The 26,946-nt window shown below is 65.2% G+C and carries 32 protein-coding genes; 20 read left to right on the top strand and 12 right to left on the bottom strand.

All coding sequences use genetic code 11. The annotated features are described in order from the left end of the window. Positions 1-2: 2 nt before the first annotated feature. Together BLS91_RS09720 and upp are read right to left on the bottom strand one after the other, a co-directional pair. Entirely contained in the window at positions 3-707 is a 705-nt protein-coding gene (locus BLS91_RS09720; RefSeq protein ID WP_092340501.1) for a winged helix-turn-helix domain-containing protein, read from the bottom strand. A 533-nt stretch (positions 708-1,240) separates the two neighbouring features. After that, the gene (gene upp / locus BLS91_RS09715; protein ID WP_092340500.1) at positions 1,241-1,873 is read right to left on the bottom strand and encodes a uracil phosphoribosyltransferase; all 633 of its coding nucleotides are present in this window, start codon (positions 1,871-1,873) and stop codon (positions 1,241-1,243) included. A 44-nt stretch (positions 1,874-1,917) separates the two neighbouring features. On the opposite strand from upp, the gene tadA reads away from it, so the two are divergent. Continuing rightward, on the top strand, positions 1,918-2,394 hold the full coding sequence (tadA, locus tag BLS91_RS09710) for a tRNA adenosine(34) deaminase TadA (RefSeq protein ID WP_206750604.1): 477 nt from the start codon (positions 1,918-1,920) through the stop codon (positions 2,392-2,394). Positions 2,395-2,397: 3 nt separating this feature from the next. Here the strand turns inward: tadA and BLS91_RS09705 are convergent, their stop codons facing one another. Next, entirely contained in the window at positions 2,398-3,360 is a 963-nt protein-coding gene (locus BLS91_RS09705) for a cation diffusion facilitator family transporter (protein ID WP_092340498.1), read from the bottom strand. Between the two features lie 94 nt (positions 3,361-3,454). Here BLS91_RS09705 and proC point away from each other — a divergent pair, with 94 nt between their 5' ends. After that, positions 3,455-4,303: a pyrroline-5-carboxylate reductase gene (proC, locus tag BLS91_RS09700; protein WP_092340497.1), complete on the top strand. Its 849-nt coding sequence runs from the start codon at positions 3,455-3,457 to the stop codon at positions 4,301-4,303. Between the two features lie 42 nt (positions 4,304-4,345). On the opposite strand, the gene BLS91_RS09695 is transcribed toward proC, so the two are convergent. From BLS91_RS09695 to BLS91_RS09685, 3 genes are all read right to left on the bottom strand, one after another. Beyond that, entirely contained in the window at positions 4,346-5,731 is a 1,386-nt protein-coding gene (locus tag BLS91_RS09695; protein WP_167552431.1) for a MinD/ParA family ATP-binding protein, read from the bottom strand. 115 nt (positions 5,732-5,846) lie between these two features. Then, positions 5,847-6,518, bottom strand: coding sequence for a potassium channel family protein (locus BLS91_RS09690; RefSeq protein WP_092340496.1), 672 nt, complete (start codon positions 6,516-6,518; stop codon positions 5,847-5,849). Continuing rightward, entirely contained in the window at positions 6,511-7,899 is a 1,389-nt protein-coding gene (locus BLS91_RS09685; protein WP_369827237.1) for a TrkH family potassium uptake protein, read from the bottom strand. The genes BLS91_RS09690 and BLS91_RS09685 overlap by 8 nt, the downstream gene beginning before the upstream one ends. A 147-nt stretch (positions 7,900-8,046) precedes the next feature. Between BLS91_RS09685 and BLS91_RS09680 the strand changes: the two genes are divergently transcribed. The 4 genes from BLS91_RS09680 (at position 8,047) to BLS91_RS09665 (ending at position 9,431) form a co-directional block, all read left to right on the top strand. Next, complete coding sequence (locus tag BLS91_RS09680; RefSeq protein ID WP_092340494.1) at positions 8,047-8,514, top strand: ArsR/SmtB family transcription factor; 468 nt, start codon at positions 8,047-8,049, stop codon at positions 8,512-8,514. Between the two features lie 109 nt (positions 8,515-8,623). Beyond that, positions 8,624-8,722: a 30S ribosomal protein bS22 gene (locus tag BLS91_RS09675; protein ID WP_003792170.1), complete on the top strand. Its 99-nt coding sequence runs from the start codon at positions 8,624-8,626 to the stop codon at positions 8,720-8,722. A gap of 143 nt (positions 8,723-8,865) precedes the next feature. Further along, positions 8,866-9,135: a glutaredoxin family protein gene (locus BLS91_RS09670; protein WP_092340493.1), complete on the top strand. Its 270-nt coding sequence runs from the start codon at positions 8,866-8,868 to the stop codon at positions 9,133-9,135. Next, complete coding sequence (locus BLS91_RS09665) at positions 9,132-9,431, top strand: Dabb family protein (protein WP_092340492.1); 300 nt, start codon at positions 9,132-9,134, stop codon at positions 9,429-9,431. Before BLS91_RS09670 ends, BLS91_RS09665 begins: the two co-directional genes overlap by 4 nt. A 133-nt stretch (positions 9,432-9,564) precedes the next feature. Here the strand turns inward: BLS91_RS09665 and aspS are convergent, their stop codons facing one another. Continuing rightward, entirely contained in the window at positions 9,565-10,893 is a 1,329-nt protein-coding gene (gene aspS / locus BLS91_RS09660) for an aspartate--tRNA(Asn) ligase (protein WP_092340491.1), read from the bottom strand. A gap of 78 nt (positions 10,894-10,971) precedes the next feature. On the opposite strand from aspS, the gene BLS91_RS09655 reads away from it, so the two are divergent. From BLS91_RS09655 to ccsB, 10 genes are all read left to right on the top strand, one after another. Further along, positions 10,972-11,271, top strand: a complete 300-nt coding sequence (locus BLS91_RS09655; RefSeq protein WP_104088152.1) for a hypothetical protein — start codon at positions 10,972-10,974, stop codon at positions 11,269-11,271. Then, positions 11,268-12,569, top strand: coding sequence for a hypothetical protein (locus tag BLS91_RS09650; RefSeq protein WP_092340489.1), 1,302 nt, complete (start codon positions 11,268-11,270; stop codon positions 12,567-12,569). The genes BLS91_RS09655 and BLS91_RS09650 overlap by 4 nt, the downstream gene beginning before the upstream one ends. Then, positions 12,563-13,099 carry a hypothetical protein gene (locus tag BLS91_RS09645; protein WP_092340488.1) on the top strand — a complete coding sequence of 179 codons (537 nt, stop codon included), beginning with the start codon at positions 12,563-12,565 and terminating at the stop codon, positions 13,097-13,099. The genes BLS91_RS09650 and BLS91_RS09645 overlap by 7 nt, the downstream gene beginning before the upstream one ends. After that, entirely contained in the window at positions 13,092-13,733 is a 642-nt protein-coding gene (locus tag BLS91_RS09640) for a hypothetical protein (protein WP_092340487.1), read from the top strand. Before BLS91_RS09645 ends, BLS91_RS09640 begins: the two co-directional genes overlap by 8 nt. Further along, positions 13,730-14,296: a hypothetical protein gene (locus tag BLS91_RS09635; RefSeq protein ID WP_092340486.1), complete on the top strand. Its 567-nt coding sequence runs from the start codon at positions 13,730-13,732 to the stop codon at positions 14,294-14,296. Before BLS91_RS09640 ends, BLS91_RS09635 begins: the two co-directional genes overlap by 4 nt. 47 nt (positions 14,297-14,343) lie before the next feature. After that, the gene (locus tag BLS91_RS09630) at positions 14,344-14,988 is read left to right on the top strand and encodes a histidine phosphatase family protein (protein ID WP_092340485.1); all 645 of its coding nucleotides are present in this window, start codon (positions 14,344-14,346) and stop codon (positions 14,986-14,988) included. Continuing rightward, positions 14,985-15,587: a TlpA family protein disulfide reductase gene (locus BLS91_RS09625; RefSeq protein ID WP_092340484.1), complete on the top strand. Its 603-nt coding sequence runs from the start codon at positions 14,985-14,987 to the stop codon at positions 15,585-15,587. The genes BLS91_RS09630 and BLS91_RS09625 overlap by 4 nt, the downstream gene beginning before the upstream one ends. Further along, complete coding sequence (locus tag BLS91_RS09620) at positions 15,584-16,345, top strand: cytochrome c biogenesis CcdA family protein (protein ID WP_092340483.1); 762 nt, start codon at positions 15,584-15,586, stop codon at positions 16,343-16,345. The genes BLS91_RS09625 and BLS91_RS09620 overlap by 4 nt, the downstream gene beginning before the upstream one ends. Beyond that, positions 16,329-18,005 (top strand): cytochrome c biogenesis protein ResB, encoded by a 1,677-nt coding sequence (resB, locus tag BLS91_RS09615; RefSeq protein ID WP_092340482.1) that lies wholly within the window; start codon positions 16,329-16,331, stop codon positions 18,003-18,005. Before BLS91_RS09620 ends, resB begins: the two co-directional genes overlap by 17 nt. A 69-nt stretch (positions 18,006-18,074) precedes the next feature. Then, a complete protein-coding gene (gene ccsB, locus BLS91_RS09610) occupies positions 18,075-19,091 on the top strand; it encodes a c-type cytochrome biogenesis protein CcsB (protein WP_092340536.1) in 1,017 nt (338 codons plus the stop codon). A gap of 83 nt (positions 19,092-19,174) precedes the next feature. Here the strand turns inward: ccsB and BLS91_RS09605 are convergent, their stop codons facing one another. Genes BLS91_RS09605 through BLS91_RS09590 form a run of 4 tightly spaced genes read right to left on the bottom strand, consistent with a single transcriptional unit; the run spans position 19,175 to position 21,847 of the window. Continuing rightward, the gene (locus tag BLS91_RS09605) at positions 19,175-20,179 is read right to left on the bottom strand and encodes an o-succinylbenzoate synthase (protein WP_241983077.1); all 1,005 of its coding nucleotides are present in this window, start codon (positions 20,177-20,179) and stop codon (positions 19,175-19,177) included. A gap of 48 nt (positions 20,180-20,227) precedes the next feature. Beyond that, complete coding sequence (locus BLS91_RS09600) at positions 20,228-20,482, bottom strand: hypothetical protein (RefSeq protein ID WP_092340481.1); 255 nt, start codon at positions 20,480-20,482, stop codon at positions 20,228-20,230. Beyond that, the gene (locus tag BLS91_RS09595; protein ID WP_092340480.1) at positions 20,479-20,829 is read right to left on the bottom strand and encodes a DUF7882 family protein; all 351 of its coding nucleotides are present in this window, start codon (positions 20,827-20,829) and stop codon (positions 20,479-20,481) included. The genes BLS91_RS09600 and BLS91_RS09595 overlap by 4 nt, the downstream gene beginning before the upstream one ends. 40 nt (positions 20,830-20,869) lie before the next feature. Continuing rightward, a complete protein-coding gene (locus tag BLS91_RS09590; protein ID WP_158252785.1) occupies positions 20,870-21,847 on the bottom strand; it encodes a sigma-70 family RNA polymerase sigma factor in 978 nt (325 codons plus the stop codon). A 279-nt stretch (positions 21,848-22,126) separates the two neighbouring features. On the opposite strand from BLS91_RS09590, the gene BLS91_RS09585 reads away from it, so the two are divergent. Together BLS91_RS09585 and BLS91_RS09580 are read left to right on the top strand one after the other, a co-directional pair. Next, positions 22,127-23,266: an AMP-binding protein gene (locus BLS91_RS09585; protein ID WP_241983078.1), complete on the top strand. Its 1,140-nt coding sequence runs from the start codon at positions 22,127-22,129 to the stop codon at positions 23,264-23,266. A 69-nt stretch (positions 23,267-23,335) separates the two neighbouring features. Further along, entirely contained in the window at positions 23,336-24,328 is a 993-nt protein-coding gene (locus BLS91_RS09580; RefSeq protein ID WP_369827242.1) for a 1,4-dihydroxy-2-naphthoate polyprenyltransferase, read from the top strand. On the opposite strand, the gene BLS91_RS09575 is transcribed toward BLS91_RS09580, so the two are convergent. Then, a complete protein-coding gene (locus BLS91_RS09575; RefSeq protein WP_092340478.1) occupies positions 24,302-24,619 on the bottom strand; it encodes a DUF4229 domain-containing protein in 318 nt (105 codons plus the stop codon). The two genes, BLS91_RS09580 and BLS91_RS09575, sit on opposite strands and share 27 nt — an antisense overlap. Positions 24,620-24,691: 72 nt before the next feature. Here BLS91_RS09575 and BLS91_RS09570 point away from each other — a divergent pair, with 72 nt between their 5' ends. Then, complete coding sequence (locus BLS91_RS09570) at positions 24,692-25,165, top strand: PLD nuclease N-terminal domain-containing protein (protein WP_092340477.1); 474 nt, start codon at positions 24,692-24,694, stop codon at positions 25,163-25,165. Next, positions 25,158-26,882 (top strand): 2-succinyl-5-enolpyruvyl-6-hydroxy-3-cyclohexene-1-carboxylic-acid synthase, encoded by a 1,725-nt coding sequence (menD, locus tag BLS91_RS09565; RefSeq protein WP_092340476.1) that lies wholly within the window; start codon positions 25,158-25,160, stop codon positions 26,880-26,882. The genes BLS91_RS09570 and menD overlap by 8 nt, the downstream gene beginning before the upstream one ends. The last annotated feature ends 64 nt before the right edge of the window (positions 26,883-26,946 follow it).

The following is a 26,946-nucleotide window of genomic DNA, read 5'->3' as shown; positions in this document are numbered from 1 at the left end:
GATTAGAACAGGTCGGGGCTCGGCGTGGTCGACTGGCGGATGGCGACGTCCGCGTGGCGGTCGAAGCGATAGCCGACGCCGCGCACGGTGCGCACGATGTCTTCGTAGCGCCCGAGCTTGGAGCGCAGGCGACGAACGTGCACGTCGATGGTGCGCTCGTTCGGGGTGTCTTCTTCATCGGCGGAGTTCCAGAGCGCGGAGATGATCTCGGCCCGGTCGATGGTGCGGCCCTCGCGCAGTACGAGGTACTGCAGCAGTTCGAACTCCTTGTAGGTCAGCGCGGCCGTCTCGTTGTCGAGGATGACGCGCTTGCGGGAGATGTCGACGACTACACCGCTGCGAGCGCGGTCGAGCTCTTCGGGCTCTGCGCGGTGCGCAGCAAGTGCGGACGGGTCCTGCAACGCGAGACGCACGACGTCCACGTCGCGTCCGCCAGCACCCTCCGGTGCCAGTGCGACGGCGGCATAGGTTTCGGCGGAGGGAGCGATGCCGGCGGCCAGGGCCTTGAGCGCCTCAACGATACGGTTCAGGCTCGTGCCGGCTGCGGCCGCCTTGGCCTCGTCGATGCCGACGTAGAGCACGAAGCCGCGAGCCTCGGTGCCGGTCGGTACGGCGCGAATGCGCGGTGCGGCAACCGGCGGAGCCAGGGTCAGCTCGGGGCGGTTGAAGTGGGCGGGGCGAGTGGCGTGGATTTGTGCGAGAGACATGAGGGGTCCTTGACTGTTCGATCGAAGGGAGCTCGACGGATGCGCGAAAGCGCTGCTTCGTGGTGGCTCCGGATGGCCCGTGGGGCCGGAGGGCGAGTGCTTCAAACAAGCGCTCGGGGCGTCGGTCTGACAAATGAAATCAGTCAGGAACAGGACGCCTAGGGGGAAGTCTCGGTTAGCGGCACATTCGGCAACAGCGGATGGCGGGGGTGCCGGCCATCATCATGGCGGCAGTCCCGGGGGCCTCGAGGGAGGTCAGGGGGCGTGCGCTGGTTGTCATAACTGCGAGTAAAGCGGAATGTGACGCCGTGTGTCAATTTGGCGTCGCGGTAAGTCGCCGCATGACGCGCACCACGTTCGCGGGGCACCGCCCATTTAGGCGAATCCGTGCACAATCACGACTTTGTGAAATATTCCATGCTCAGGATCTACTCAATCAAAGATTATTGATGTGAACCGGGTCTGGCGTGTTGCCGGTCGCAGAACCTGCGCGCGCCGGCCGGGTCTCGTCGATCAGGAGGAAGGCCGGGGCGTCAGACCAGGCCGTACAACCGGTCGCCGGCATCGCCGAGGCCGGGCACGATATAGCCCTGCTCGTCGAGCTTCTCGTCCACGGCACCGAGCACAATCGTCACTTCGCGGCCGGCCAGGGCTTTCTCCACGGCGGCGAGCCCTTCCGGCGCGGCCAGGATGCAGATGGCCGTCACGTCGACCGCGCCGCGGTCGAATAGAAAGTTGATGGCGGCAATGAGCGAACCGCCGGTGGCGAGCATCGGGTCGAGAACGAAACACTGCCGATCCGAGAGATCGTCGGGCAGGCGCTCGGCGTAGGTCGTCGGCTGCAGAGTCTCTTCGTTGCGCGCCATGCCCAGAAAGCCAACCTCGGCGGTCGGCAGCAACTTGACCATGCCCTCGAGCATGCCGAGGCCGGCGCGCAGAATCGGCACGACGAGCGGTTTCGGGTCGCTGATGCGCACGCCTTGGGCGGCAGACACGGGGGTCTGCACGGTGACGGCCTCCACCCGCACGCCACGGGTGCCCTCGTAGGCGAGCAGCGTCATGAGCTCCTCGACGAGCGATCTGAACAGCGGTGACGGCGTGTTCTTATCGCGAAGCACGGTGAGCTTGTGCGTGATGAGCGGGTGGTCGGCAACATGGACTCGCATAGGCTCAATTCTACTAGAGGCAATCCCCCGGCTTAAGGTGACACATGCGTGCACAAGATCAACACGAAGAGTGGATGCTGCTCGCCCTCAGCGAGGCGCGCGCGGCGCTCTCCTCCGACGACGTACCGGTGGGAGCCGTCGTCATCGATGCTGCGGGCGTGGTGATCGGGCGCGGCCGCAACGAGCGGGAACTGCACCAGGACCCGACCCTGCACGCCGAGGTCGTAGCTATCCGGCAGGCCGCCGCGCACACCGGTGACTGGCACCTGACCGGCGCCACCCTGATCGTCACCCTCGAGCCCTGCGTGATGTGCGCGGGCGCGATCCTCGCCGCCCGGGTGCCCACGGTCGTGTTCGGCGCCTGGGACGCGAAGGCGGGCGCGGCCGGATCGGTCTACGACGTGCTGCGCGACCGCCGGCTCAACCATCGGGTTGAGGTGTTCGCCGGCGTCAATGACGCCGAGTGCGGCGAAGTTCTGCGCGAGTTTTTCGAGGACCCGGCCCGTCGGGCCGCGCGCTGAGGCCTACTCCAGGCCCTTGATCACAAAGGTGTCGGTGGGCGGATTGGCCAGGTTCGGGTCGAAGAAGATGTCGGGTTCGAGATAGATCGTGCGGGCCAGCGGCACCGCCGCGCGTATTCGGGTTTCAACGGCATTGATGTCGGTTGCGACGTCGGCGAACCGGTGCTCGCCGTCGAAGGCCAGCTTGGCGCCGACCAGAATCTCGTCCGGGCCGAGGTAGAGCGTCTTCAAATGGATGATGCGCTTGGTCTCCGGACCGTTCAGAATGGCCGCTTCTATGGCGTCGAAGTCCTTCTTGCTGGCGCCCTCGCCCACGAGCAAACTCTTGGTCTCAATCCCGAGAATGATCGCGACCAGAACGAGCAGTGCGCCAATCAAGAGAGTTCCCACGGCGTCCCAGAGCGGTTCATCGGTGAGGATGGTCAGGCCGACCCCCACAAAGGCGAAGGCGAGGCCGGTGAGAGCCGCGACATCTTCGAGCAGCACCACGGGCAGCTCTGGCGCCTTGGCGTGCCGAATGAACTGCACCCAGGACTGTGTGCCGCGGGTGTGATTCGACTCCCGAATCGCGGTGCGCAGCGAAAATCCTTCGAGCACCATTGCGATGGCGAGTACCAGAATCGGCAGCCAGGCATTTTCGAGCGGATGCGGATGCTGCAGCTTGTCGAAACCCTCATAGAGCGAGAAGACCCCGCCGATCGAGAATAGAATGATCGACACCACGAAAGCGTAGACGTAGCGTTCCCGGCCATAGCCAAACGGATGCTCCAGGTCGGCCCGCTTCTTCGCCTTGCGACCGCCGAGCAACAGGAGCAGCTGGTTCCCGGCATCCGCTACCGAGTGCACCCCCTCGGCGAGCATCGACGACGATCCGGAGAAGCCCCAGGCCACGAACTTGGTCACTGCGATGCCCAGATTTGCCGCGAATGCTGCCACGATTGCTTTGTTTCCGCCGGATGCGCTCATGAAAACATCTTAGAACCGCGCGTCTGCGGTCGAAGGCTGCGCCCGGGCTGGCCGTTTTGGGCGTCCCGGGGGCGCAAAAAAGTAGACTGGTCGGATGACTTCTTCCCAGAACGTGACTCTGCCCACGATCGCCTTCCTCGGCGCCGGTTCCATGGCCCGCGCCATTCTGGCCGGCCTGCTGAAGCCCGGTGTGACCGTCACGGGCGGCATCCGGGTCACCAACCGCACCGCGGTGAAGGCCGCTGAGCTGGCCGACACCGAGGGGGTCACCGCGTACGCGACCGAGGTCGACAAGGATGCGAACCTCAAGGCCATCGATGGCGCTCAGATCGTCATCATCGCCGTCAAGCCTTACATGGTCGCCGGTCTGCTGGCCGAAATCGGCAGTTCCCTTGCACCCGGCACGCTCATTCTGAGTGTCGCGGCCGGCGTGACCATCGACACCTTTGAATCGCTCCTGCCCGAAACCGTGCACGTCATCCGCACCATGCCGAACACCCCGGCAGTGGTCGGCATGGCCGTCACCGGCATCAGCGCAGGCACCCGATCGAGCGACGCCGACCTGGAGCTCACCCGCGCCCTGTTCGCCACGGTCGGCGACGTGCTGGTCGTGCCCGAGAGCAAGCTCGACGCCCTCAGCACCATCTCCGGTTCCGGCCCGGCCTACGTGTTCTACCTGATCGAGCAGCTCACCGAAACGGCTATTAGCAAGGGCTTCACCCCCGAAGAGGCCGCCGTCATGGTCAACGGCACCTTCCTCGGCGCGAGCGCGCTGCTCGCCGTCTCCGACAAGTCGCCGAGCGAGCTGCGCCGCCAGGTGACCAGCCCGGCCGGCACCACCGAGCGTGCCGTCTGGGAACTCGAAAAGGGCGGCCTAAAGGAGCTCTTCGACGCCGCAACGGATGCCGCACTCGCCCGTGCGAAGGAACTCGCCGCCTCGTAGGCCTCCCGCTAGAGCCGTGCGCGCATTACAGCCCTGCGCGCCTTACAGCCCTTCCGCGATGGCCGCCGTCGCTTGCAGCCACGCTGCACGGGTGCGCGGTGCCAGGGCGTCAATGTTGAGCGGGCCGCCACCGACCAGTGAGGCGTCGTAGGGCACGTCGACGACCGTGCGGGTGAGTTGGCGAAAGTGGTCGTGCAGACGCTTCGACAGTTGCTCGTCAGCGGTTTTCGACGGCGAGGCGAGCACGGTGACCGCCTGGGCAACCTTGTCCGCGTGGCCCTTCTGTCGCAGGCCGTCGATCAGTGACGCCGCACCGTAACCGGTGTCCTCCCGAATGGTCGACACGATCACCAGCTGGTCGGCGGTATCGACCGCCGCCTCCCAGTTGCTGGCTCGCATGTTGTTGCCGGTGTCGATGACGAGAACCCGGTAGAAACGGCTCAGCGTCGTGTGCAGTTTGCGAAAAGCGTCGTCGTCGATGCTCGCTGCACCCGCCGGGTCGAGGTCGGAGGCGAGCGCGTCGAACTGTGCGTCGCCCTGCGAGCGCACATAGTTGTCGAGGTCGCCCACCCGGGAACGGGCATCGCCAAACCGGTCGAGGTCGCGCAGCAGGTCGACGGCGGTATTGGTGTGTCTGGCCGCTTGGGCGCGAACGCCGAGCGTGCCCATGGTTTCGTTGTTGTCCCAGGCGAGCGTGTAGCCGCCACGGTAGATGCCGAAGGTGGCCGCAATGAGAAGCGTCGCCGTGGTCTTGTGCGCTCCGCCTTTGGGGTTGAGCACCACGATGGTGCGCGGGCCGTTCAGGCTGCGCTGCACGGCCGCGATGGCGGTGCGCTGCCTGCGCTCGGTGGAACTCGGCGTGGGTGAGACCAGGCCGCCGCTGAGGCGGCGCACGGCGCCCTGCCAGCCGTGCTCGGCCGGTCCGGCTGGTGCCGGTGGCCGGGAGCTGAGAAAGTCGGCCAGGTTGGGCGCAACGGGTGACGCTGCGGGTGATGGGGGCGTGGCATCCGCTGGGGGCGCCAACAGCGACTCGAATAGCGCGCTCGCCGGCGCTGCGACGGGCGGCTGCAGCAGCGTGGCAAACGGCGTCGGTTTCTCGATGTCGCTCACAACGGGCAGGGGCGCAGTTTTCGCCGGCTTCGGGCGGCCGACCACGACGACCGGTCCGGCGGATTCGACTCTCCCGTTGGGATGCACGGTCAGCGGCCAGTCTCCCTGCTCGTCACTGACCTGCAGCAGAACCGACTTTCCGCGGCTCCGGGCAGTCTCGACCACGAGGCCGATGATCTCCTCGCGAACTCCGGCTTCATCGGTGCCGGTGACGCGGCGGCGGGAACCATCGATGGTCACCTCGCCCGTCGTGTCGGTCTGAACTGCGGCGACAATATCGGCCGGGGTGTTGGCAAGAGCGGGCACGTCGGGTGACATGGGTGAGCCTTTCCGTTCGCGCACACGTCGTCAGCGCGCAACCTCGGGTGAGCTGCTGCGAGAAATGTCCGTAAATAGGAGACTAGCCGGTCGTCTCCCCCAAATAGGGGGAGAGCTAGGAACCGAGCGCGGCGAACCGCTCGATATCGGCCTCGGCCCCGGACACGATGATGAGGTCGTGGTTGGAGACGACGGTCTCCGCTGTCGCGTAGGTAAACGGTTTTCCGGGGCTCTTGACGCCGACGACGGTCACGTTGTACTTGCGGCGCACCCCGGAATCAATGAGGTTGAGGCCGCGGATCGGCTTCGGCGGGTACATCTTCACCAGGGCGAAATCGTCGTCGAACTCGATGAAGTCGAGCATGCGACCCGACACTAGGTGGGCGACCCGTTCGCCGGCCTCGGCCTCGGGGTAGATGACGTGGTTGGCGCCGATGCGTTCAAGAATCTTGCCGTGCGACTTGGAGATGGCCTTGGCCCAGATCTGCTGGATCTTAAGGTCCACTAGGTTGGCCACGATGAGCACGCTGGCTTCCACCGATGAGCCGACGGCGCAGACCGCGATCGAGAAGTCCTGCGCGCCGATTTGTTGCAGGGCCTCGAGAGAACGGCCATCCGCTTGAACGGCATGAGTGACGCGCTCCGACCACTTGGATACGAGCGCCTCGCTCGTGTCGACGACGAGTACTTCGCGGCCCAGTCGGTCGAGCTGGCCGGCCGTGGCTGCGCCGAACCGTCCGAGCCCGATGATGAGCACGGGGGCGTCGTGTTTGATGCGATCAACCAACGATGGGTCTCTCTTCCGGGCGTTTGAACAGTTGCCTGCTGTGGCTTGCGGCCAGTGCTGCCGCGAGAGTCACTGTACCAACCCGGCCCATGAACATCGTCGCCGCCATGACGTAGACGCCCTCAGGCGGCAGGTCCGCTGTAAGTCCGGTGGACAGTCCGCAGGTCGCGAAGGCGCTGATCACGTCGAACAGCACGATGTCGAAGGGTTGCTTCGAGATGTGCAGAATCAGGATGCTGGCGACGGCGACGGTGGTCGCGCCCCACAGCACGACGCTGACCGAGAGGCGCAAAATGTCGCTCGGAATGCGCTTGCCAAACGCTTCCATCTCCTGCTTGCCGCGTGCTTCGGCAAAGGCGGCGAGAAAGAGGATGGCCAGGGTCGTTACCTTGATACCGCCAGCGGTCGACGCCGACCCGCCACCGATGAACATGAGCATGTCGCTGAGCAGCAGGCTCGACCCGTGCAGGTCGCTGATGTCGATGGTTGCGAAACCGCCCGAGCGCGTCATCACCGACATGAACAACGATTGAAAGATGGTGTCGCCAGCATTCAGCGACCCGAAGGTCTTCGGATTGTCGAACTCGAGAATGATGTAGAAGATCATGCCGAGGATCATCAGGGCGATCGTCGTGACCAGGGTGAGCTTGACGTGCACCGACCAGCGGCGCGGCCTGCGCCAGCCGCGCGCAAAGGCGTAGATCACCGGAAACCCGAGGCTGCCGAGGAACACACCGATCATGAGCGCGCCGAGAAACCAGTAGTCGCCGGCGAACTGGTCGAGTCCACCGGAGTTCGGGTTGAACCCGGTGTTGGTGAACGCCATCGCGGCGTAATAGAAGCTGTGCCACAGAGCTTCGCCGATCGCGACGCCATCAAGCAGCATGCGGGGAAAGAGCAGCGCTGCAACGCCGACCTCGATGACGAGTGCGCTGATCGCGACGGTCAACAGCAGGCTGCCGACCTCGCCGAGCCGAACGGTCTGGCCCTCGTTGACCGGGCCGGCATGGATGCGGGAGGGGTTGGAGTCGCTGGCCGCCATTAGCTTGGCGCGCAATCCGAGCCGCCGCGAGATGACCAGTCCCATCAGGGACGCGAGCGTCAGAACGCCGATGCCGCCGATGTTGACGCCGACGAACACGAGAATGTTGCCGAACGCTGACCAGTGCGTTGCCATGTCGACCGTGGTGAGGCCGGTGACGCAGATGACAGAGACCGCAGTGAACAGGGCGTCGTGCAGGGGCGTGATCGTGCGATCGGCCGAGGCGATCGGCAGCGAGAACAACACCGTGAACACCAGGATGAGCGCGGTGAACACCAGAATGGCGAAGCGCGATGGCGACTTGTGGGCGAGCGCATCCACGCCATCGCGGAGGCGCACCAAAATGGAGAGTGGGCGCGGAAAAAATGGTTCAGTTCCGGTTCGAGACAACACCTGGAACCCCCGATTGACCTGCGACTATTGCCAGTTTGAAATGGTACTACGCAGCGGTGGTGATTACCCAGCAGTAATGACTACCCTGAAGTTATGGCAGACATCTTTACCGTGGTGGCGGATTCGGCAAGGCGGGACATCCTGCGCATCCTCTTGGAGCGCGCTGTTCCCACGGGCGAAATTCGCGGTCCCTCCGGGGATGTTCGCGGCGAGCTGAGCGTGTCCGACATCGTCGGGCACCTCGGCCTGAGCCAGCCGACCGTCTCCAAACACCTCAAGGTATTGCGCGAAGCAGGCCTGGTCACCGTGCGTGAAGACGGGCAGCACCGGTTCTACCGGTTGGAGTATTCACCGCTCGAAGAGATCGAGGACTGGCTGATTCCGTTCCTCAGCGTCGACTTCGACCAGGCCGTCAAGAACGCCGATCTCGAGGCCGACGCTGGCCTGAAAGAAGAGCAGCGTGCGTTCGCTTCGGCGATCGGCAAGGCCTTCGCTGACGCTTCGCAAATGTCACACGTCGTCAAAGATGCCACCGCGAAGAAGTGGCGCAGAAACGGCTAGATCAGGCCCGATCCGCCCCCTGAGTAGTTGGAGCGGCTTTTGTCCGGTAGAATGGTGTTTTCGTGTCAGTCGCGGGCCCCGCGACTAAACCAATACTTGTGAGGTCCGTGTGGGTTCTGTAATTAAGAAGCGACGCAAGCGTATGGCGAAGAAGAAGCACCGCAAGCTGCTTCGCAAGACTCGCCACCAGCGTCGTAATAAAAAGTAGATCGACTTCGTAGTTTTTTAACTGCTCATCGAGCAAAGCGCTAGCCCCTCGGGACTGGCGCTTTTTGCTGTCCCCGACCGTTCCTTGGTCGATGCGCCACCGTGCCCGTCGTCTCGAGGTGCAAGTCACCCTAGGCTGGAACAATGGCCACCGCACACCTGACCCTGATCGGCAAGCCCGGTTGTCACCTCTGCGACGACGCACGCGACCTGGTCGGCAGTGTCGTCGCCAAGCTCGCTGGCGACCCTGGCGCGCCCACTATCACGTTCGAGGAACGTTCCATTCTCGATGACGCCGAACTGCACGAGCTGTACCTCGAGGACATCCCGGTGCTCCTCATCAACGGCAAAGTGCACAACTACTGGCGTATCGATCCCGTGCGCCTGCGTACCGCCCTACTGGAGGTCTCATGACCATTCGCCACATCGTCTGCTGGAAGCTCACCGCACTCACGCCCCGCAAGAAGGCCGATGATGCCGCAGGCATTGTGGCCGGCCTGGAGGCGCTGGTGGGTATCGTTCCCGAGATTCGGGCGTTGACGGTTGGGCCGGATGTTGCCGGTAACGAAAACTGGGACGTCGCGCTTATCGCCGACTTCGACGACCTCGAGGCCCTCGACCGCTACCAGAAGCACCCGGAGCACAAGAAGGTCGGCGCGTTCATTCGCACCGTCGTGGCTGATCGCCTGGCCGTGGACCTCGAGGTCTAGCCGGCGCCGATCTCTGTGACGGGGCGGGGGAATCCGCTGGCGTAGGCTAGGCCGGTAAATTTGCGACACGCCAGATGCTCGGACCGGCGTGTCGCAAATTTTACCGGCATTACGTACCGGCCCGGCGGGGTTACTACGGCTCGAGGCGGGTCGGGCCGCGGAACAGGTAGGTGACTTCGCGAATGCTCGCCTGGTGCAGCATGAGCATCAGCACGCGGGCCAGGCCCATGCCGAAACCGCCGTGCGACGGCACGCCGTAGCGGAAGAAGTCGAGGTAGCCCTCGATCTCCTTCGGGTCGAGGCCCTTCTCGATCGCCTGCGCTTCGAGCACCTCGATGCGGTGCTCGCGCTGGGCGCCGGTGGAGATCTCGGTGCCGTTGAAGATGAGGTCGTAGCTCTTGGTGATCGACGCGTCTCCGTCGTGACGCATGTGATAGAACGGACGGATGCTCGAGGCGTAGTCGGTGAGGAAGACGAACTCGTGCCCATACTTCTCAGCCACGTAGGCGGCGATCTGGCGCTCGCCCTCCGGGTCCATGTCGTCGTCGTCGCGGGGAACCTCGTAGCCGCGGCTCTTCACAATCTCCTTGGCCTCGGCCAGCGGGATGCGCGGGAACGGGGTGCTCGGAACGGTCACCTCGACGTCGAACAGGGCGAGCACCTCGTCGCCGTGCTTGGCCTTGACAGCGGTGAACCCGGCGACCATGAGGTCTTCGTGCAGTTGCATGACGTCGTCGTGGCTGTCGATCCAGCTGATCTCCGAGTCAACGCTGGTGAACTCGGTGGCGTGGCGGCTGGTGAACGAGGGGTCAGCGCGGAACGCCGGGCCAACCTCGAAGATCTTGCCGAAGCCGGCCGACTGGGCCATCTGCTTGAAGAACTGTGGGCTCTGCGCCAGATACGCCTTGGTGTCGAAGTAGCCGACCTCGAACAGCTCGGCGCGGGACTCGCTCGCACTCGCCATGAGCTTGGGGGTGTGCAGTTCGATGAAGTCGTGCTCGATCCAGTAGGTGCGCAGCGCGTGCTCGAACGTGGTCTGGATGCGGAAGATGAGGTTCTGCTTCGGGTTGCGCAGGTCGAGGAAGCGCCAGTCCATGCGCTTGTCGAGGCTCGAGTCGGCCGCGATCGGCGTCTCGGGAATGGCGGCGGACACCACGGTGAGGGTGGCCAACTTGATCTCGATGCCGCCGAGCTTCACCCGCTCGTCGTGCTTGAGCGTCCCGGTGACCGTGACGAAGGTGCCCTGGGCTAACCCTGAGATGCTGGTAGCCGGCTCGTCGGCAACGACGACGCCATCGGCATCCGTTGTACGGGGATTGACCAGCTGCACGGCGCCGGATTCGTCGCGGAGGACGACGAATTGCACCTTTTTCTGGTCTCGAACGGTATCGACCCAGCCGGACACCGATACGGGGCCGTCGTCGAGAGCGGACAGGTTCTTGATTAATACGCGCGAAGTCACTGTTCGAGCTTAGCCGGAGCCGCTCGCGGAGACCCGCCGAGGAGCGCCCGGTAGAGTGTGGTTCGGGAGGGACGGTTCATGACGCAGAGCAAACTTGAGGTCGATACCGGGGCCGTTCGCGGCCTCGCCGAGAATTTCGACGCCGTTCGTCGCGGCCTCAGCGATGCCAGCGCAGTCAGCGCGGAGTTGGGCGCCATGGTCGGCCATGCTCATTTGGCGAGCGTGATCGACGATTTCTCTTCGAAGTGGGATGACCGTCGCAACGAACTGACCGAGCAGCTCACGCAGATGCATACGATGGGGCAATCCATCGCGGACGGCTTCGAATCGGTGGATTCCGAACTCGCTCGAGCGTTGACTGAAACTCCTCCGTCGTGAGCGGTTACGATCCGCTCCTGGGCGACCCGACCAGCGTGCGCTCAGCGGCGACCAGGTACACACTGACAGCGGATGCCGTGCGCGAATCGGCCGCCGAACTGCGCCGGCTCATTGCCTCTGATGACCTGGGCCGGAGCGAGGCCGTATCGGCACTCGTGGAGCTGTCCGGCGACGTCGCCGGCCGGCTGGAAAAGCTGCACGGCCGCTATGAAACGGCGGGCTCGTCTCTCTCCGCCTACGCCGATTCCCTGGAAACGGCCCAGACAATGGCGCGGCAGGCGATCGATGCGCGTGATTACGCGGCGGGCGAAGCCGCGACCGCTCAGTCCTGGGCCGACCACTATTCCGACGCGGCGAGCGAAGCAACCGACCCGGCAGACCAGATCGATGCCCAGCGACTCGCACTCGCTCACGAGTCGGTCGTTGACGATCTGACCGTTCAACTCGCAGCCACCCTGCAGAACTATCACGATGCGGTTGCACTGCGCGATACTGCCGCGGCCGTCGCTGCGGAGCGAATCGCTACCGCTATCGATCAGGATGGCCTCAATGACTCCCTCTGGGATAATTTCAGCGGGTGGGTCGCGGAAAACGCTGCCGTCCTGACGAGCATCAAGAATATTCTGGGTTACCTCGCCGCCGGGCTGGCTATTCTCAGCCTGTTCTTTCCGCTATTAATCCCGTTTGCTTTGGCCATCGCCGGCGCAACGGCCCTGCTGAGCCTCGTGCTCGCCAGCACCGGACAAATCTCCTGGATCGAGTTCGGCCTGGACGCGCTCACGTTCGCGAGCCTGGGTGTCGCTGCCATCGCCGGCGTTGCACTCAAGGGAACGATGGCCGCCTTGAAGTCCACGCGAGTGGCCCATCTCACCGGTTTGGGGACCAGCAAGAACCCCCTGCGGTCTGTCACCGCGAGCTTCAATGGGGTGCTCCCGAGCAAGGTCGGTACCGCGAACAAGGTGGTCTGGTATCGAGAAGTATTTTCGACCAAGGGAGTAGCCAACGCCAAGGCATCGCGGGTATTGAACAATGCCCGAGCTGGTGCCGGTGGCCCGGGCGATGATCTGCTCGTTGGTCTCGGCAAGGTCAATATCGGGTTTCAGCGCGTGGAATTGGCCATCCCCTCCCTGCTCAAGGGGGCGAATTTGGCCCTCGATCAGCTCGGACTCCCGGCGCAGGTACTCAACCCCGTTATGCCCGACGCCATTGATAACGTCCTCAACGCGGGTGCCTCCCTCGACGATTGGTACAAGCAGGTCAACGACCAGGCAACATGGAGAGTGGGATCGTCATGGTGAAGCCGGGTTGGCAGAAGCGGGCACTCCGTGTCTCGGACCGCGTGTTCTTCGGGTCCCTGGTGTTTTTCGTCATTGTCTGTATGGGGCCAGCGCTCGTCATCGCGGTGCTCGGACTCCTGACCGGCTCGACGCCGACCGAGGAACAGGGCGGGTTCTTCGGCTGGAGCGCCGAGTATCCGGCGTTCAACCCCCAATCGTGGACGCTGTTCATCCCGGCAGCCGGAATGCTGTTCCTCTCTATTTGGACCATCCCGCTGCCACTGCGACGGTTTCCCAAACCGGGGCGCGCCACGTTCGCCTGGTTTGCCTTCGTGGCCTTCCTGTTCTCCATTCCGTTGGGCACCGCCTATTTCGGCGCTCCCGGCATCCATAACGAAGGCACGCTGGCGTTGTTTGTCTACCTCGTGGCGTGGCTGCTCTTCGTCGTACGCGACATCCTGGGCTGGGTGCATCTCGTTCCGCTGGCCTGGCGTGACGGCCCATCGGTGCGCACTCGCCGCGCAGGGAAGCCAGCGTCGGCGGATGCCTGAATCCGTTTCGCCGCAGCCAGCTGCAATATCGGCGCCGCGTGTTCGATGCGCCTACCGACTCGTACTTCCCCCGGGCTGGGTTCTGATTCCGGTAGGCGACTCGGCGGATGCTGCCATTACGAATCTGGTCGACCGACAATTTGCCGGCCTGCCCACTGACACGTACGGCCCGCAGAAGAAACGACTCGGGGCCGGCCTGCGCACCATCGCGGCAGAAGCGCGCCGAGCCGGTGGGCTTGACCTCGTGTTTCCACTGGCTATGCCGTGGCTGGTTCCAGTTTCAGCAGGAATCGTGATGAGCGAGGTGCGCACCGACGCTCCGTCAGACACTGCCGTCGCCCTTTTGGCGGAACGAATGCAGCCCAGTGGACCGAACGCGACGGTCGCCCGCACCAGGGCCGGGCGCTGCGTGCGAGAAATTGTTGATCTGCCGCGTGCGCCGGACGGAAACGGTCGCCTCACAGTGGCCGCCGTGCGTACGGTGCACTACAGCTGGCCGGTCCCCGGCGCACCGGGGAGCTTCCTGGTGTCAGCGCTCACGGTCTCCGGAGCGCCGATCGCGGAGTTCGAACCAATAGTCGAAGCGCTCACCGAGCTCTTCGACGTCATGATGGAATCGGTGGTTTGGGCATGACAGCAACCATTCGGGTCGACTTTGATCGTGACCTCTGGCTCTACGTTCCCGAGGAATGGCCCTGGAACCAATTCGCGCACCTCGACGACTGGGCCGGCACAATCACGGGACTGTTGACGGATGCCCACACCCTCGATGCGGCCACCGCGCGCTGGATCGACGAATCCTTGCACTCGATTGCGAACGATTGCCCAGAAACCGAGTCGCGCTTTGTCTACCTGGCGAACCCGGCGGAGTACGTCTTCTTTGTGAGCGTGCTGTACCCCGCCAGCTCAGCCGAGCTGACCCTCGACGACCTCGCGGCGGTGCACGACCCCGCCGCGACGAGCCCCGTCACGGCGACCACGTTTTCGTCGGAGCTGCTCGGTGACGGGGTGCGCACCATCCGCTACGCCGACGTGGGGGAGCCCGATCATGACATTGCCGCGATTGCGCAGTATGCGTGGAAGGGTGACGACCTGGACGTGGTGGTGATCGCCGCCAATTTCAACATTGCGCTGATGACCGAGTTGCTGCCGATCGTGGATGACCTCGCTCGGAGCATCAGCATTCTTGACGCCTGAGCGCTCTCACGGCGGTTTCAAGGCTGGTCCCTCCGTAGACTAGTCGGGTGGTAGCCAGTCAAGTGCATCTCGTGCGTCACGGTGAGGTTTATAACCCCGAACGCGTGCTCTACGGACGGCTGCCGAACTACCGGCTCTCCGAGCTGGGCGTGCTCATGGCGGCCACCGCCGCCGACGAACTGGTCGAACGCGGCCGCGCGGTCGTGCGCGTCATCGCCTCGCCGCTGCAGCGCGCGCAGGAATCGGCCGCCCCGGTCGCGACAGCTTTTTCGCTGTCGATCGACACCGACGAACGCATCATTGAACCGACCAACGTCTTTGAAGGCAAGCGGATGCGCGGCCAGGGCGGCGCGCTCCGCGACCCGCGCAACTGGCCGGCCCTGATCAACCCCCTGAAGCCGAGCTGGGGCGAACCGTTCCGCGCCGTCTCCGAGCGGATGCTTGCGGCGATCGACGAGGCCTGGAACTCGGTCGACGAGGGCGACGTCGTGCTGGTCAGCCACCAGCTGCCGATCTGGATGGTGCACCGCTCCCTCGCCCATGAGCGGCTCGCCCATGACCCGCGTCAACGCCGCTGCGACCTGTCGAGCATCACCACCCTCTCCTGGCACGGCGATCACTTCGCCGAAACCGCCTACGCCAGCCCGGCACTGGCCCTTCTCGACCCGAGCAACGATGTGGGTGCCGTATGAACCGCCGCAGCCTTCCACTGATCGCACTCGCGGCCGCCGCGTTGCTCCTCGCCGGCTGCTCTTCTGACCCGCTCGCCGACCAGTACCGGGAGGGCTCGAGCAAGGGCTTCATCGCCGGCGACGGCAGCGTCACCGAGATCGCCCTCGCCGATCGCGGTGACGCTATCAACTTCTCCGGCGTGACCGAGACGGGCGAGACCGTGACGAGTGCTGACAAGCTCGGCGAAGTTCTCGTCGTCAACTTTTGGTACGCGAGCTGCGCGCCGTGCCGCGCCGAGGCATCCGACCTGCAAAGCCTGAACGCCCAGTTCGAAAACGACGGGGCAAGCTTTCTCGGCGTCAACGTGCGCGACCAGGCGCCGAACGCCATCGCCTTCAACGACACCTACAGCGTGACCTACCCCTCGGTGCTCGACGTCGATACCGGAGCCATGCAGCTCGCCTTCAGCGGCAGTATCCCGCCCAACGCGGTACCCACCACCCTCGTGCTCGATGCCGAAGGCCGGGTCGCTGCGCGCATTCTCGGCCAGGTCACCTCGCCGTCCATTCTGGAAACCCTGATTCGGGACACGATCGCGGAGACTGGCACGACCGAGTGAACAATCCCTTCGGAGAGATCGTCTTCAGCGGTCAGCTGCTCTTCGCCATTCCCATCGCACTGCTTGCCGGGCTGGTGTCCTTCGCCTCGCCGTGCATTCTGCCGCTCGTACCCGGGTACCTCGCCTATATCGGTGGTTTCACCGATGGACGTACCGGCGCGTCCAAGCGTGACCGGCGCGGCCGCACCCGGCTGCTCGCCGGCGTGGGCCTGTTCGTGCTCGGCTTCACCGTGGTGTTCGTGCTCACCGGAGTCGTGTTCGGTGCCGCCGGGTTCTGGCTCAACTCCTATCGCGACCTGATCACCCGCATTGCCGGTGTCGTGGTCATTTTGCTCGGTCTGGTCTTCGTCGGGCAGTTCGGTGCCATGCAACGCACCATCAAGACCAACTGGCGCCCGAAGATGGGCCTGGCCGGAGCGCCGGTGCTCGGCGCGGTCTTCGCGGTCGGCTGGACGCCGTGCACCGGCCCCACCCTCACCGCCATCAACTCGCTCAGCCTCGGCACCGGATCGCCCTGGCAGGGCGGCCTGCTCGCGCTGTTCTATTCTCTCGGCCTCGGAATTCCGTTCCTATTGATCGCTCTCGGACTCAACTGGGCCACCGGATCGGTCGCATTCCTGAAACGGCATATTCGTGCCATCAACCTGTTCGGCGGGATTCTGCTCGTCGTCATCGGAGTACTCATGGTGAGCGGCATCTGGAACACCTGGCTCCTCGATTTGCAAGGGGTGATTGGCAACTTTGTCCCGGCCATCTGACCACTACGATTCCCGCCCGCAGACACAGGGGCCCGGCGTCGTGCAGCCCAAACTCGGCCTGACCGGCTGGTTGCGCTGGTTCTGGCGTCAGCTCACGAGCATGCGCACCGCGCTGTTCCTGCTGCTGATGCTCGCCATCGCGGCCATTCCAGGGTCGCTCGTGCCGCAGCGTAGCTCCGACCCGAACGGCGTCACCCAGTACTTCGCCGACAACCCCGACCTCGCGCCGAACCTTGACAAGCTGCAGGCCTTCGACGTCTACACGTCGGCCTGGTTCTCGGCGATCTACCTGCTGCTGTTCATCTCGCTCATCGGCTGCGTCATTCCGCGCACCAAGCACCACTTTCAGGCCCTGCGCGCCAAGCCGCCGACCACGCCGGCCCGGCTCTCCCGACTATCGGGTTTCACCGAACGAGACGCGCCGGCGCAAGCGGATGCCGCCACCGCCATCACCCACGCCCGCACGGTCCTGAAATCCAGCGGCTACCGCGTCGCCCGCTTCGATTCCGACACCGAATCATCCGTTTCGGCCGAGCGTGGGTACCTACGGGAAACCGGCAACCTCGTTTTTCACGCGGCGCTCGTGGGCATTCTGGTGACCGTCGGCTTCGGTGGCGGCTACGGCTTCGCCGGCCAGCGCGTGCTGGTTGAAGGCCAGACCTTCGTGAACACCCTGCTCGCCTACGACTCCTTCAACCCTGGGCGCTTCTTCGATGACACCACCCTCGACCCGTACACGCTGAGCCTCGACGACTTCTCGGTCTCCTACGAACAGCAGAACCTGCAGGCCTACGGGCAGCCGATCGACTTCACCGCCGACGTCACTGTCACCCCCAAGGGCGAGGCTCCAGAGCCCGGCGTCGTCAAGGTCAACGGACCGCTGCGCACCAACGGCACCAGTATTTACCTGCTCGGCAACGGGTACGCACCGACCATTCAGGTCACGGCCCCCGACGGCACCGTCGTGTTTTCCGATTCGGTGCCGTTCCTGCCGCAGGACGCCAACCTCACCTCGCTGGGCATCGTGAAGGTTCCCGACGGCCTGGCCGAACAGCTCGGCATGATTGGCTTCTTCTATCCCACCCAGGACAAAGCGGCGTCGGGAGCGAACTTCTCCAGCTACCCCGATCTCGAATATCCGCTGCTGACCCTCAACGTGTACACCGGCGACCTCGGTCTCGATGCCGGTGTGCCGACATCCGTCTATTCGCTCGTCACCGACACTCTGACCCAGCAAACCGGCGGCAAAACCGGAGTTGAATCGATCGAACTCAAGCCGGGCGCCTCAGCCGAGTTGCCGAACGGCCTCGGCACGGTCAGCTTCGTCGACAATGACCCGGCCGCGTCGGCCGCCGGTGACTTCACCAAGTCGGTTTCGCGCTTTGCCAGCTTCGATATCCACTACGACCCGACGCAGATCTGGCTCATCTCCTTCTCCACGCTCGTATTGTTCGGCCTGTTCACCGGGTTGCTCGTGCCGCGCCGCCGAGTCTGGGTGAAGGCAACGACCCGCGCCGACGGCACCGTGCAGCTCGAGTACGCCGGCCTCGCCCGCGGCGACGACCCGGCCCTCGAGGCCGCCGTCACGGCCGTAGCCGACCGGCACCTGAAACTGCTCAACTCCCACCAAACCGTCGCCACCACCCCCGAATCGACTTAGGCTTACATCGTGAATCTGACTGACTCCGCACTGCTCAATTCGTACTCGCTCTACGCGCTGTATTCGGCGATGGCCGTCTACGCCCTCGCCTTCATCGCCTTCGCGATCGACCTGGCCCGCCGGTCCAGTGCCGTCGGTGCGATCGAAGAGGCCGATTCGATCGAAGCGGATGCCGCCTCATCAGCGGGTTCCGCCGCCTCCGTCGGCAGCACCCGAACCCTCGAGCGACCGGCGCTGAAGCGGCCCGTACTGAGCCGGATCAGCGCCCGCATGGACAATGACGCCGCGCTGCCATACGGCCGGTCGTCGAGCCTTCGCGTGGGCGTCGCCCTGACCGTGCTGGCTTGGGCGTTGCACCTCGCGGCCACCATCATGCGAGGCTTCGCCGCTGACCGGGTGCCGTGGGCGAACATGTACGAGTTCGCCATGACCGGAACCCTGCTCATCATGACGGTGTTCCTGATCGTGCTGGTCCGTTCCGACCTGCGTTTTCTCGGAACCTTCGTTACCGGGCTCGTGCTCGTACTGCTCGGCATCGCTGCCCTGCAGTTCTACGTGGAGGTCGCTCCGCTGCCGCCGGCTCTGCAGTCAGCGTGGCTCGTGATCCACGTCTTCGTGGCGTCACTCGGCACCGGAATGTTCGCCTTGGGCTTTGCCCTGTCGGCCGTGCAACTGTTGCAGTCCCGGCGGGAGAACCACGTACTGGAGGGGGCGGCCGCGCCTCGCGGGCCGATCGCATCCGCTCTGCGCCTTCGTTTTCTGGCCACGCTGCCGTCGTCGGCAACGTTGGAGAACCTGGCCTACCGCATCAACATCATCGGCTTCATCCTGTGGACCTTCACCCTCATGGCCGGCTCGATCTGGGCCGAGAAGGCCTGGGGCCGGTACTGGGGCTGGGACACCAAAGAGGTGTGGACGTTCATTATCTGGGTCATCTACGCCGGCTATATTCACGCCCGCGCGACCCGCGGCTGGCGCGGATCACGCTCAGCCTGGCTGGCGATCATCGGTTTCTCCGCCGTCATGTTCAACTTCGGCATCGTCAACGTGTTCTTCAAGGGCCTGCACGCCTATTCGGGCCTGTAGCCGTTAACGACGCGAAAGCGGAAAAACGTTGCTTCGGTCGGTCTGAAGCAACGTTTTTCCGCTTTCGCAGGAAGAATCCCGGGCTACTCGGCGGCGATCAACGCGTGGGTGCGCGCTAAGCGCGCTAGCCACCAGTCGCGGCGCTCGGGGCTGGCCGCGTGCTGCGCTAGCAGCGCGGCATCAGGCACGACCCGGCGCACCGGGACGGCGCCATTGACCGGCAGCAGCGGCTCGGTCGTAACGTCTTCGGCCAGCAACGACGCCGTGCCGAGACCGCAGTCGAAGTAAAGCCCCGGAACGGATGCTGCCAGGTGCGCGCCCATCGACAGTCCGATCGACGTGTCGAGGGCGCTGGAGACGACGACCGGCAGTCCGGTCTGGCCGATGATGGACAGCGCTGCACGGATGCCGCCGAGCGGCTGCGCCTTGATCACCAGAATGTCGGCGGCGCCGGCCCTGGCTACGGCAAGCGGGTCGCCGCTCTTGCGCACGCTCTCGTCGGCGGCGATCGGCACGCTCAGATAGGTCGTGCGGTGACGGATATCGGCGAGCTCCGGCACGGTCATGCAGGGCTGCTCGACGTACTCGAGGTCGAAAGCGCTCAGCGCATGAATGGCGTGTTCGGCTTCGTCGACGTTCCACAGCCCGTTCGCATCGATGCGGATGCGCCCCTCAGGGCCGAGCACGCGGCGCACCTCGGCTACCCGGGCGACGTCGTCCGCGAGGGTCTGATCGGGGCTGGCGACTTTGACCTTCGCGGTGCGGCAGCCGGGAAAACGGGCGAGTACCTCGGCCACCTTCTCGGCCGGAACGGCGGGCACGGTGGCGTTGACCGGAATGCTCGTGCGCAGCGCGTGGGGAGTGCCCTGCCAGCCGAAGTCGATCGCGGCCCGCAACCAGTTGGCGGCCTCGGCATCGTCATACTCGACGAATGGCGAGAACTCGGTCCAGCCTTCCGGGCCTTCTAACAGCAGTGCTTCCCGGCTGTCCAACCCGCGAAACCGGTCGAACAGTTTCAGTGAGACGACGTGTGCGGAACCGAGAAGCTCTTCCAGGGGGGGGACCGTGGCATCCAGTGAGGTCATCATGGTTCCAGTGTGTCAGCCTCCGGCTGGATAGACGGCCAGAGCGGGGCGCTAATCCTGTTCGTGCAGCTCATCACCGTCGTGATCGTGATCGACACCGTTCGGCTTGACGTTGACCATCGCCACGGCGATGCCGGGCGCGATAAGCAAATAGGCGTCTTCGAACCGGCCTTCACCGCTGTTCACGCGCAACCAGTACGGGAGCCCGGCGCCCAGGGCGCCGTCGATCTCCACCTGGACTGCTTCAATGGAACGGCCGCCGATCGAATACGGTTTGCCGCCATAGACAATGTCGATGCGGTTCATGGTTCGTCCTTCACTGAACTCGATTGTGCAGCCGACGTTTGTGCGCCTCCAGAGCGGGGTTCCGGAACGATCTGCAATCCGGCGGAAGAATTGGCCGTGGCCATGAGTACTTCGATCCAGTCGCGGTTCAGGGTGGGTGAGCGACTGCCGAAGTATTTGTAGGCGATGGGGATGCCGGGGTGCAGCCAGATCGTGCTGCGGCCGTCGCCAGCCTGCGGGTCGTCGCGCCAACTGAAGTAGAACGATTCCCCACGGCGCAGCTTTGCGCCGATGACAACCTGAATATGCGCCAGTACCCGATCGTCGAAGTCCGCGGTGAGGGTGGAGTCGTAGGTCAGCTTTCCCATGTCTCGCTCCTGCTCGCGTGCAATCGGTGCGGTCGGCGCCTTAGTCCCTCAGGTAGTGCTCCAGCCGCGGTACATGCAACAGGGCCAGGGCGCGCTTCTCAATTTGCCGCACCCGCTCCCGAGTTACTCCCTCGATATGGGCGATCTGGTCGAGGGTGCGCGGCTCGTTGCCGTCGAGGCCGAACCGGGCCCTCAGAATGGAACGCTCCCGCGGCGGCAGCGTGTCAAGAAAATAGCGGATGTCTGCCGCCCGCAGGGTCAGAGTGGCGTGTTCGTCGGGCTGGGGGAGGTCATCGTCAATGATGAGCTCGGCCATGTCCCCGGCGCCATCGCCGACGGGGGTGTGCAGGGAGATCGGTTCGTTGTCATATTGCAGCAGTCGAAGCACGTCGCGTACGGGAAGCTGGGCGGCCTCGCCGATTTCGCGTGCTGTGGGGTCGCGGTCGAGCACGCTGGTCAGGTCGCGCCGGATGCGCTTGATCTTGTTGAGTTTCTCGGCGGTGTGCACCGGGATGCGGATCATGCGCGACTTGTCGGCCATGCCCCGGTGAATGGCTTGGCGGATCCACCAGGTGGCGTAGGTAGAGAACTTGTAGCCGGTCATGAAATCGTACTTTTCGACGGCGCGAACGAGCCCCATATTGCCGTCCTGCACGAGGTCCATGATGGGCACACCGCGACCGGAGTAGTGCTTGGCAATGCTCACGACCAAACGCAGGTTGGCCTCGATGAACTGATTCTTGGCACGGCGCCCGTCATGCACGAGCCAGGCGAGTTCGCGCTCGTCGGCCGAATCGCGCGTACCGACACCCTGCAGCAGCCGAGCCTCGGCGAACAGCCCGACCTCGATGCGGCGAGCCAGATCGACTTCCTGCTCGGCGTTGAGCAGGCTCCCCTTGCCTATGCGCCGCAGGTAATCGCCGAAGGCATCCGTTGAGGCGGCGTTGTAATTACCCGGGGAGACGGTGCGACGAGGCGTGGCGGTCGTGGTGCGTGATTCCTGAACGGTGTTTGTCATGGCTCTGTGCCCCCACATTTGCTCGTGCTGCCGTTCGTGCTTTTCATGGCGACCTCCCCGTACTTTCCAAGTCATTAGTACACCCCCGAACGGGGTGGATGACAAGGGGTTGACTTCTTGTTTGGTCCACAGTAACTGAGGTTTTTTCGTCTTCTCAACCCCTAATCTTACGAGTTGCAAAATTTGAGATGTCGGCAGCCTCGCCGCGTAGGCTGACACCATGAGCGAACAGGTGTCCGAACCCTTCTCAGCGGGCTTCCGGGCCGTGACAGCGCACTCGTGAGGGCGCTGCGGGCGCTGGCGCCGGAGCATCCGCTCGACTTTCTGACCGTGTTGCGAGCTGCGCTCGCCGGCAGCGGGCCGGCTGTGCTGCCGGTGCCGGTGGGCAGTGCCGCGGTCACTCTCAGCGACGTGCCGAAGCGAGTCGCCGTCGTCATCGAGACCTCGGGATCGACCGGGGCACCCAAACGCGTCATGCTCGCCACCAACGCCTTGCTCGCCGGCGCCGCTGCCTCGGCCGTTGCCCTTGGCGGAGCCGGCCAGTGGCTGCTCGCCCTACCCGTGCACTACATCGCCGGGGTACAGGTGCTCGTGCGCTCAATTGCGTCCGAAACCAGCCCCGTCGTGTTGCCGCCTGGTCACTTCGATCCGCAGCAATTTCGGCGGCTGGCCGAGACCATGACCGAGCCGCTGCGCTACACTGCGCTGGTTCCGGTGCAGCTGGCGCGCCTGCTCGACGCAGCGGATGACCCGGCCCTGTTGGCCGTGCTGCGTCGCTTCACCGCGATTCTGGTCGGCGGGCAGGCGATTCGACCCGATCTGATCGCCCGGGCGGCCGAGCAAGACGTGCGGGTCGTGCGCACCTACGGTTCATCAGAGACCGCTGGAGGCTGCATCTACAACGGTATGCCGATTGGCGACACCCTCGTGCGGGTCGTGGACGGGCAGCTTGAACTGTCCGGTTCGGTGCTCGCCGAGGGGTACCTCGATGATGACCCGCGCACCACTGACCGGTTTCAGCTGGAGCACGGCGTGCGCTGGTATCGCACCGGCGATCTCGGCGAAATCGTCGACGGACGCGTCACGGTGCTCGGTCGGGCCGACAATGTGATCATTTCCGGCGGGGAAAAGGTGTCCCTGGATGCCGTCGAACGCGTCGTGCGCTCATGCCCGGGTTTCGAACAGGCCGTTGCGATCGGTGTTGACCACGAGAAGTGGGGCCAGGTGCCGGTCGTGGTGGTGGCCGGGGAGGCTGCGGATGATGCCGGGGTGGCGGCATCCGTTGTGGCGGCGCTGGGGCGCGCGGCCAGGCCAGCGCGCATCGTGCGGGTGGCGGAAATTCCGATGCTGACCTCGGGCAAGCCCGACCGCAGAGCGCTGACCGCGCAGCTGCCCGCTTTGCACGTGAGTGGCCAGTAGCATGGGGGCGTGGCACAAGGAGCTCGGCCGGTCAGGCCCAAACAACAACGATTGAACCCCCAGGCGACACTGGCTGGCGCTGATCTTCGCGCTCCAAAGACCGGTAAGGCCGCGGGCAGCGGCAAATCGGGCCACCCGGCGTATAAGAACGGACCGCCCCGCAAGGGGCCGGCGAAGGTGAAGCCGGCGACGGCCTCTGACTGGATCTCCGGTGCCCGCCTGCGCACCCTGCCGCTCGCCATCGCTCCTGTTTTGCTGGGCACCGGCGCCGCCATCGTCGCGAGTGGCCCTGGTGTCTATCACCCGGTGCGTGCGCTCCTCGCGCTCGCCGTGGCCCTGCTGCTGCAGATCGGCGTCAACTACGCCAACGACTACTCCGACGGTATTCGCGGCACCGACGCCTTTCGCGTGGGGCCATCCCGGCTCACCGGCGGCGGTGTCGCCAACCCGCGCACCGTGCTGCGCGTCGCGCTGGTCTGCTTCGGCCTCGCGGCCGTGGCCGGCCTGACGCTCGTCATTCTGACCCAGTACTGGTGGCTGCTGCTGGTGGGAGTCGTCGCCCTCGCCGCCGCCTGGTTCTATACCGGCGGCAAGAAGCCGTACGGCTATCTCGGCCTCGGCGAACTATTCGTGTTCGTCTTCTTCGGCCTCGTCGCCACCGCTGGCACGACCTACGTGCAGGTCGGCGACTTCACCACCGAGAGCGTGCTCGGCGGCGTCGCCATCGGGCTGATCGCCTGCGCCGTGCTCATGGTCAACAACCTGCGCGACATCGTGCCCGACAAGGCCGCCGGCAAGCGCACCCTTGCCGTGCGCATCGGCAGTAGGGCCTCCCGGGTCGTGTTCTGCGTCTTCCTGCTGCTGCCGTTCGTGATCTCCGGACTGTTCAGCCTGGTCTACCCGCTCGGAATCTTCACGTTCTTCGTTCTGCTGCTGGCCCTGCCCGCCTGCCTCATCACCATCACCGCGACGTCGGCAAAGGAACTCATCCTCGCCCTCAAACTGACGAGCCTCGCGGCGCTGGCCTACGGGCTGCTACTGGGACTTGCTTTCGCGTTCTGAGTTGGCCTGCACGGGGTTGGACTGCTGCTCAGCGGCGTTCAACGCCGAGTCCTCGATCTCGGAATCCGGGTTCACCGGCTCCTTGTCGGGGTGCCGCGCTTTGTAGAGGTCGCGCGCAACGCTCTCACGCGATTTGCCGAGCAACAGGTACGACAGGCACAGCCCGATCAAGGCGGCGATTACAGCGGATGCCCAGGGCCAGAATCCCAGAGACAGCAGAATCGCCAGTGGAACGGCAAACATTAAGACGCGCAACACGGAGTAGTACAGCCAGGGGGCCACGGATTTCATGGATCTAGCTTAGAATGCCGCGGCTGAGTGGGCGCACATGTCTCTCACGGTCAAACGGCTTACAATCTAGTTATGCCCAAGCTCTTGATCGGACTAGGACTAGCCCTGGTCATCCTCACCGTCTACACCCTCGTGGAGTGTGCTGTGTTCGACCGCAAGCGCATTCGCGGCTTGCCGCGCTGGGTCTGGATTTTCGTCATCGTGCTGGTGCCGCTGATTGGCCCGCTGCTCTGGCTGCTCGTCGGCCACGGCCGCGCCACCCCGACCACGCGGTCCTTTCGTTCCGTTGCCCCGGATGACGATTTAGAGTTCCTGCGTGGTCTTAACAACGGCGGCAGCGTGAAGACGGACAGCGGCGAGAACCGTCCGTTCAACGAAAAAGACCAGCAAGAGCGCATCCGTCGCATGGAGCAGGACCTCGCGGACCTCGACAAGAACGACCCGACGCCGGGCAAGGGTGGCACCGCTGGTACGGCCGGCGTTGACCCGACGAAGAAGAAGAACGAACCGGGCGAGGGCGAACAGCCTGGCCGTCGGGATGCCTGAGCGGTCCACCCGCAACCCCCGTAGCCCGGCGACCGATTTCAGCGTCGCCCTCCTGAACGAATTCGTTCGGCTCGGCGTGCGTGACCTCGTGCTGTGCCCCGGCGCTCGCTCGCAGGCGCTCGCCCTGGCCGCGGCTGAGCTGGAACGGGCCGGGAGCATCCGCTTGCACGTGCGCACCGACGAACGCAGCGCCGGATTTTTGAGCGTCGGCCTCGCCCTCGAGACCGGTCTGCCCGCCCTCGTCGTGGTGACCTCGGGAACCGCCGTCGCGAACCTGCACCCGGCCGTGCTCGAAGCCCACCATGCCGGAGTGCCGATGATTCTGCTGACGGCCGACCGCCCGGCCGAGCTGCGCGGCATCCGCTCAAACCAGACCACCGTGCAGGCTGGCCTGTTCGGGGTTGCCACCCGGCTGTGCCTCGACGTTCCGGCACCGGTCGGCGAACCCGATGAGGCCACCATCGCCGTGGCGCTCGCCCGGCAGGCGATGGATGCTGCCACCGGCGTTGTCAACGCAGCTCCCGGCCCCGCCCAGCTCAACCTGGCCTTTCGCGAGCCGCTGTCGGCTGCGGTGCCGGTCGGACTGCCGATGATTCCCGCTGGGGCCGCGGCTGAGCCTGCCGCCGGGCCGGACGCGCTGCCCGACGGGCCGGCCATGCTGCTCGCTCCGGGGCCGCGCACCGTGGTCGTGGCCGGCGACGGCGCCGGGCCCGCGGCCGAAGAGCTGGCGCACGCCGGCGGCTGGCCGCTGCTGGCCGAAGTCTCGAGCGGCGCCCGATTCGGGCCGAACCTGATCGTGCACTACCGCGAGCTGCTCGCCGCTGTCGACCTCGGCGGCGAGGTGGAACGGGTGATCGTCTTCGGGCACCCTACCCTCAGCCGGGAGATTCCGGCCCTGATCATGCGCGACGGCGTCGAGACCATCGTCGTCGCCCCGACCGGCCTCGAATGGTACAACCCGGGCCACGCTGCACGCGCCTTCACCCGCTCGGTCGGAGCGGATGCCGCCTGCACTGCGGTCGCACGCACACCGGCCGGCCGCGAATGGCTCGGCCGGTGGGTCAGGACCAGCCGTGCCCTCGCCGAGGCGGCGGCTGGCGAAGGCCGGGTGCCGATCGACAAGCGCGGCATCACCCGTGCCGAACTGGCCGTCTTGCGTGCGCCGCTCACCCGGGCGCTGCTCGTCGACGCGGTGTGGCGGGCATCCTGGCCGCATGACCGGCTCGTGCTCGGAGCGTCCCGGCTTATTCGCGAGGCCGACAAGCGCGTGCCAGGCAAGAAGATCACCGTGCGCGCCAACCGGGGTCTGGCTGGCATCGATGGCACCATTGCCACCGCGCTCGGTGTGGCGCTGGCCAGCCAGGCCGAACCGGAACCGCGCTCGGCGGGCGTGACCCGGGCTCTGCTGGGCGACCTCACTTTTCTGCACGACGTCGGATCGCTGCTGCTGGCCCCGGGCGAAGCCGAGCCCCGGCTGCAGGTCATCGTCGGCGTCGATGGTGGCGGCAGCATCTTCGACGGCCTCGAGGTAGCCGCGACGGCTCCCGCTGAGGCGATGGAGCGGGTCTTGTATACCCCGCGGAAGGTGGACCTGAAGTCGCTCGCCGCTGCCTACGGCTGGGACTACGAGTTCGCCGCGACTAGAGCCGACCTGGAGCGCGCCCTCACCGGTGCCCCCACCCGTCCCACGATCCTCGAGGTGCCTCTCCTTCGCTAGCGGCGCCGCTATCTCCACTCTCGCGAGGTTGGGGCGAGTTATCCACAGATTTGTGGCGAGCGGA

The organism is Cryobacterium flavum, assembly GCF_900103805.1.
Taxonomy (GTDB): domain Bacteria; phylum Actinomycetota; class Actinomycetes; order Actinomycetales; family Microbacteriaceae; genus Cryobacterium; species Cryobacterium flavum.
This window is presented reverse-complemented; position numbering and strand designations above follow the sequence as displayed.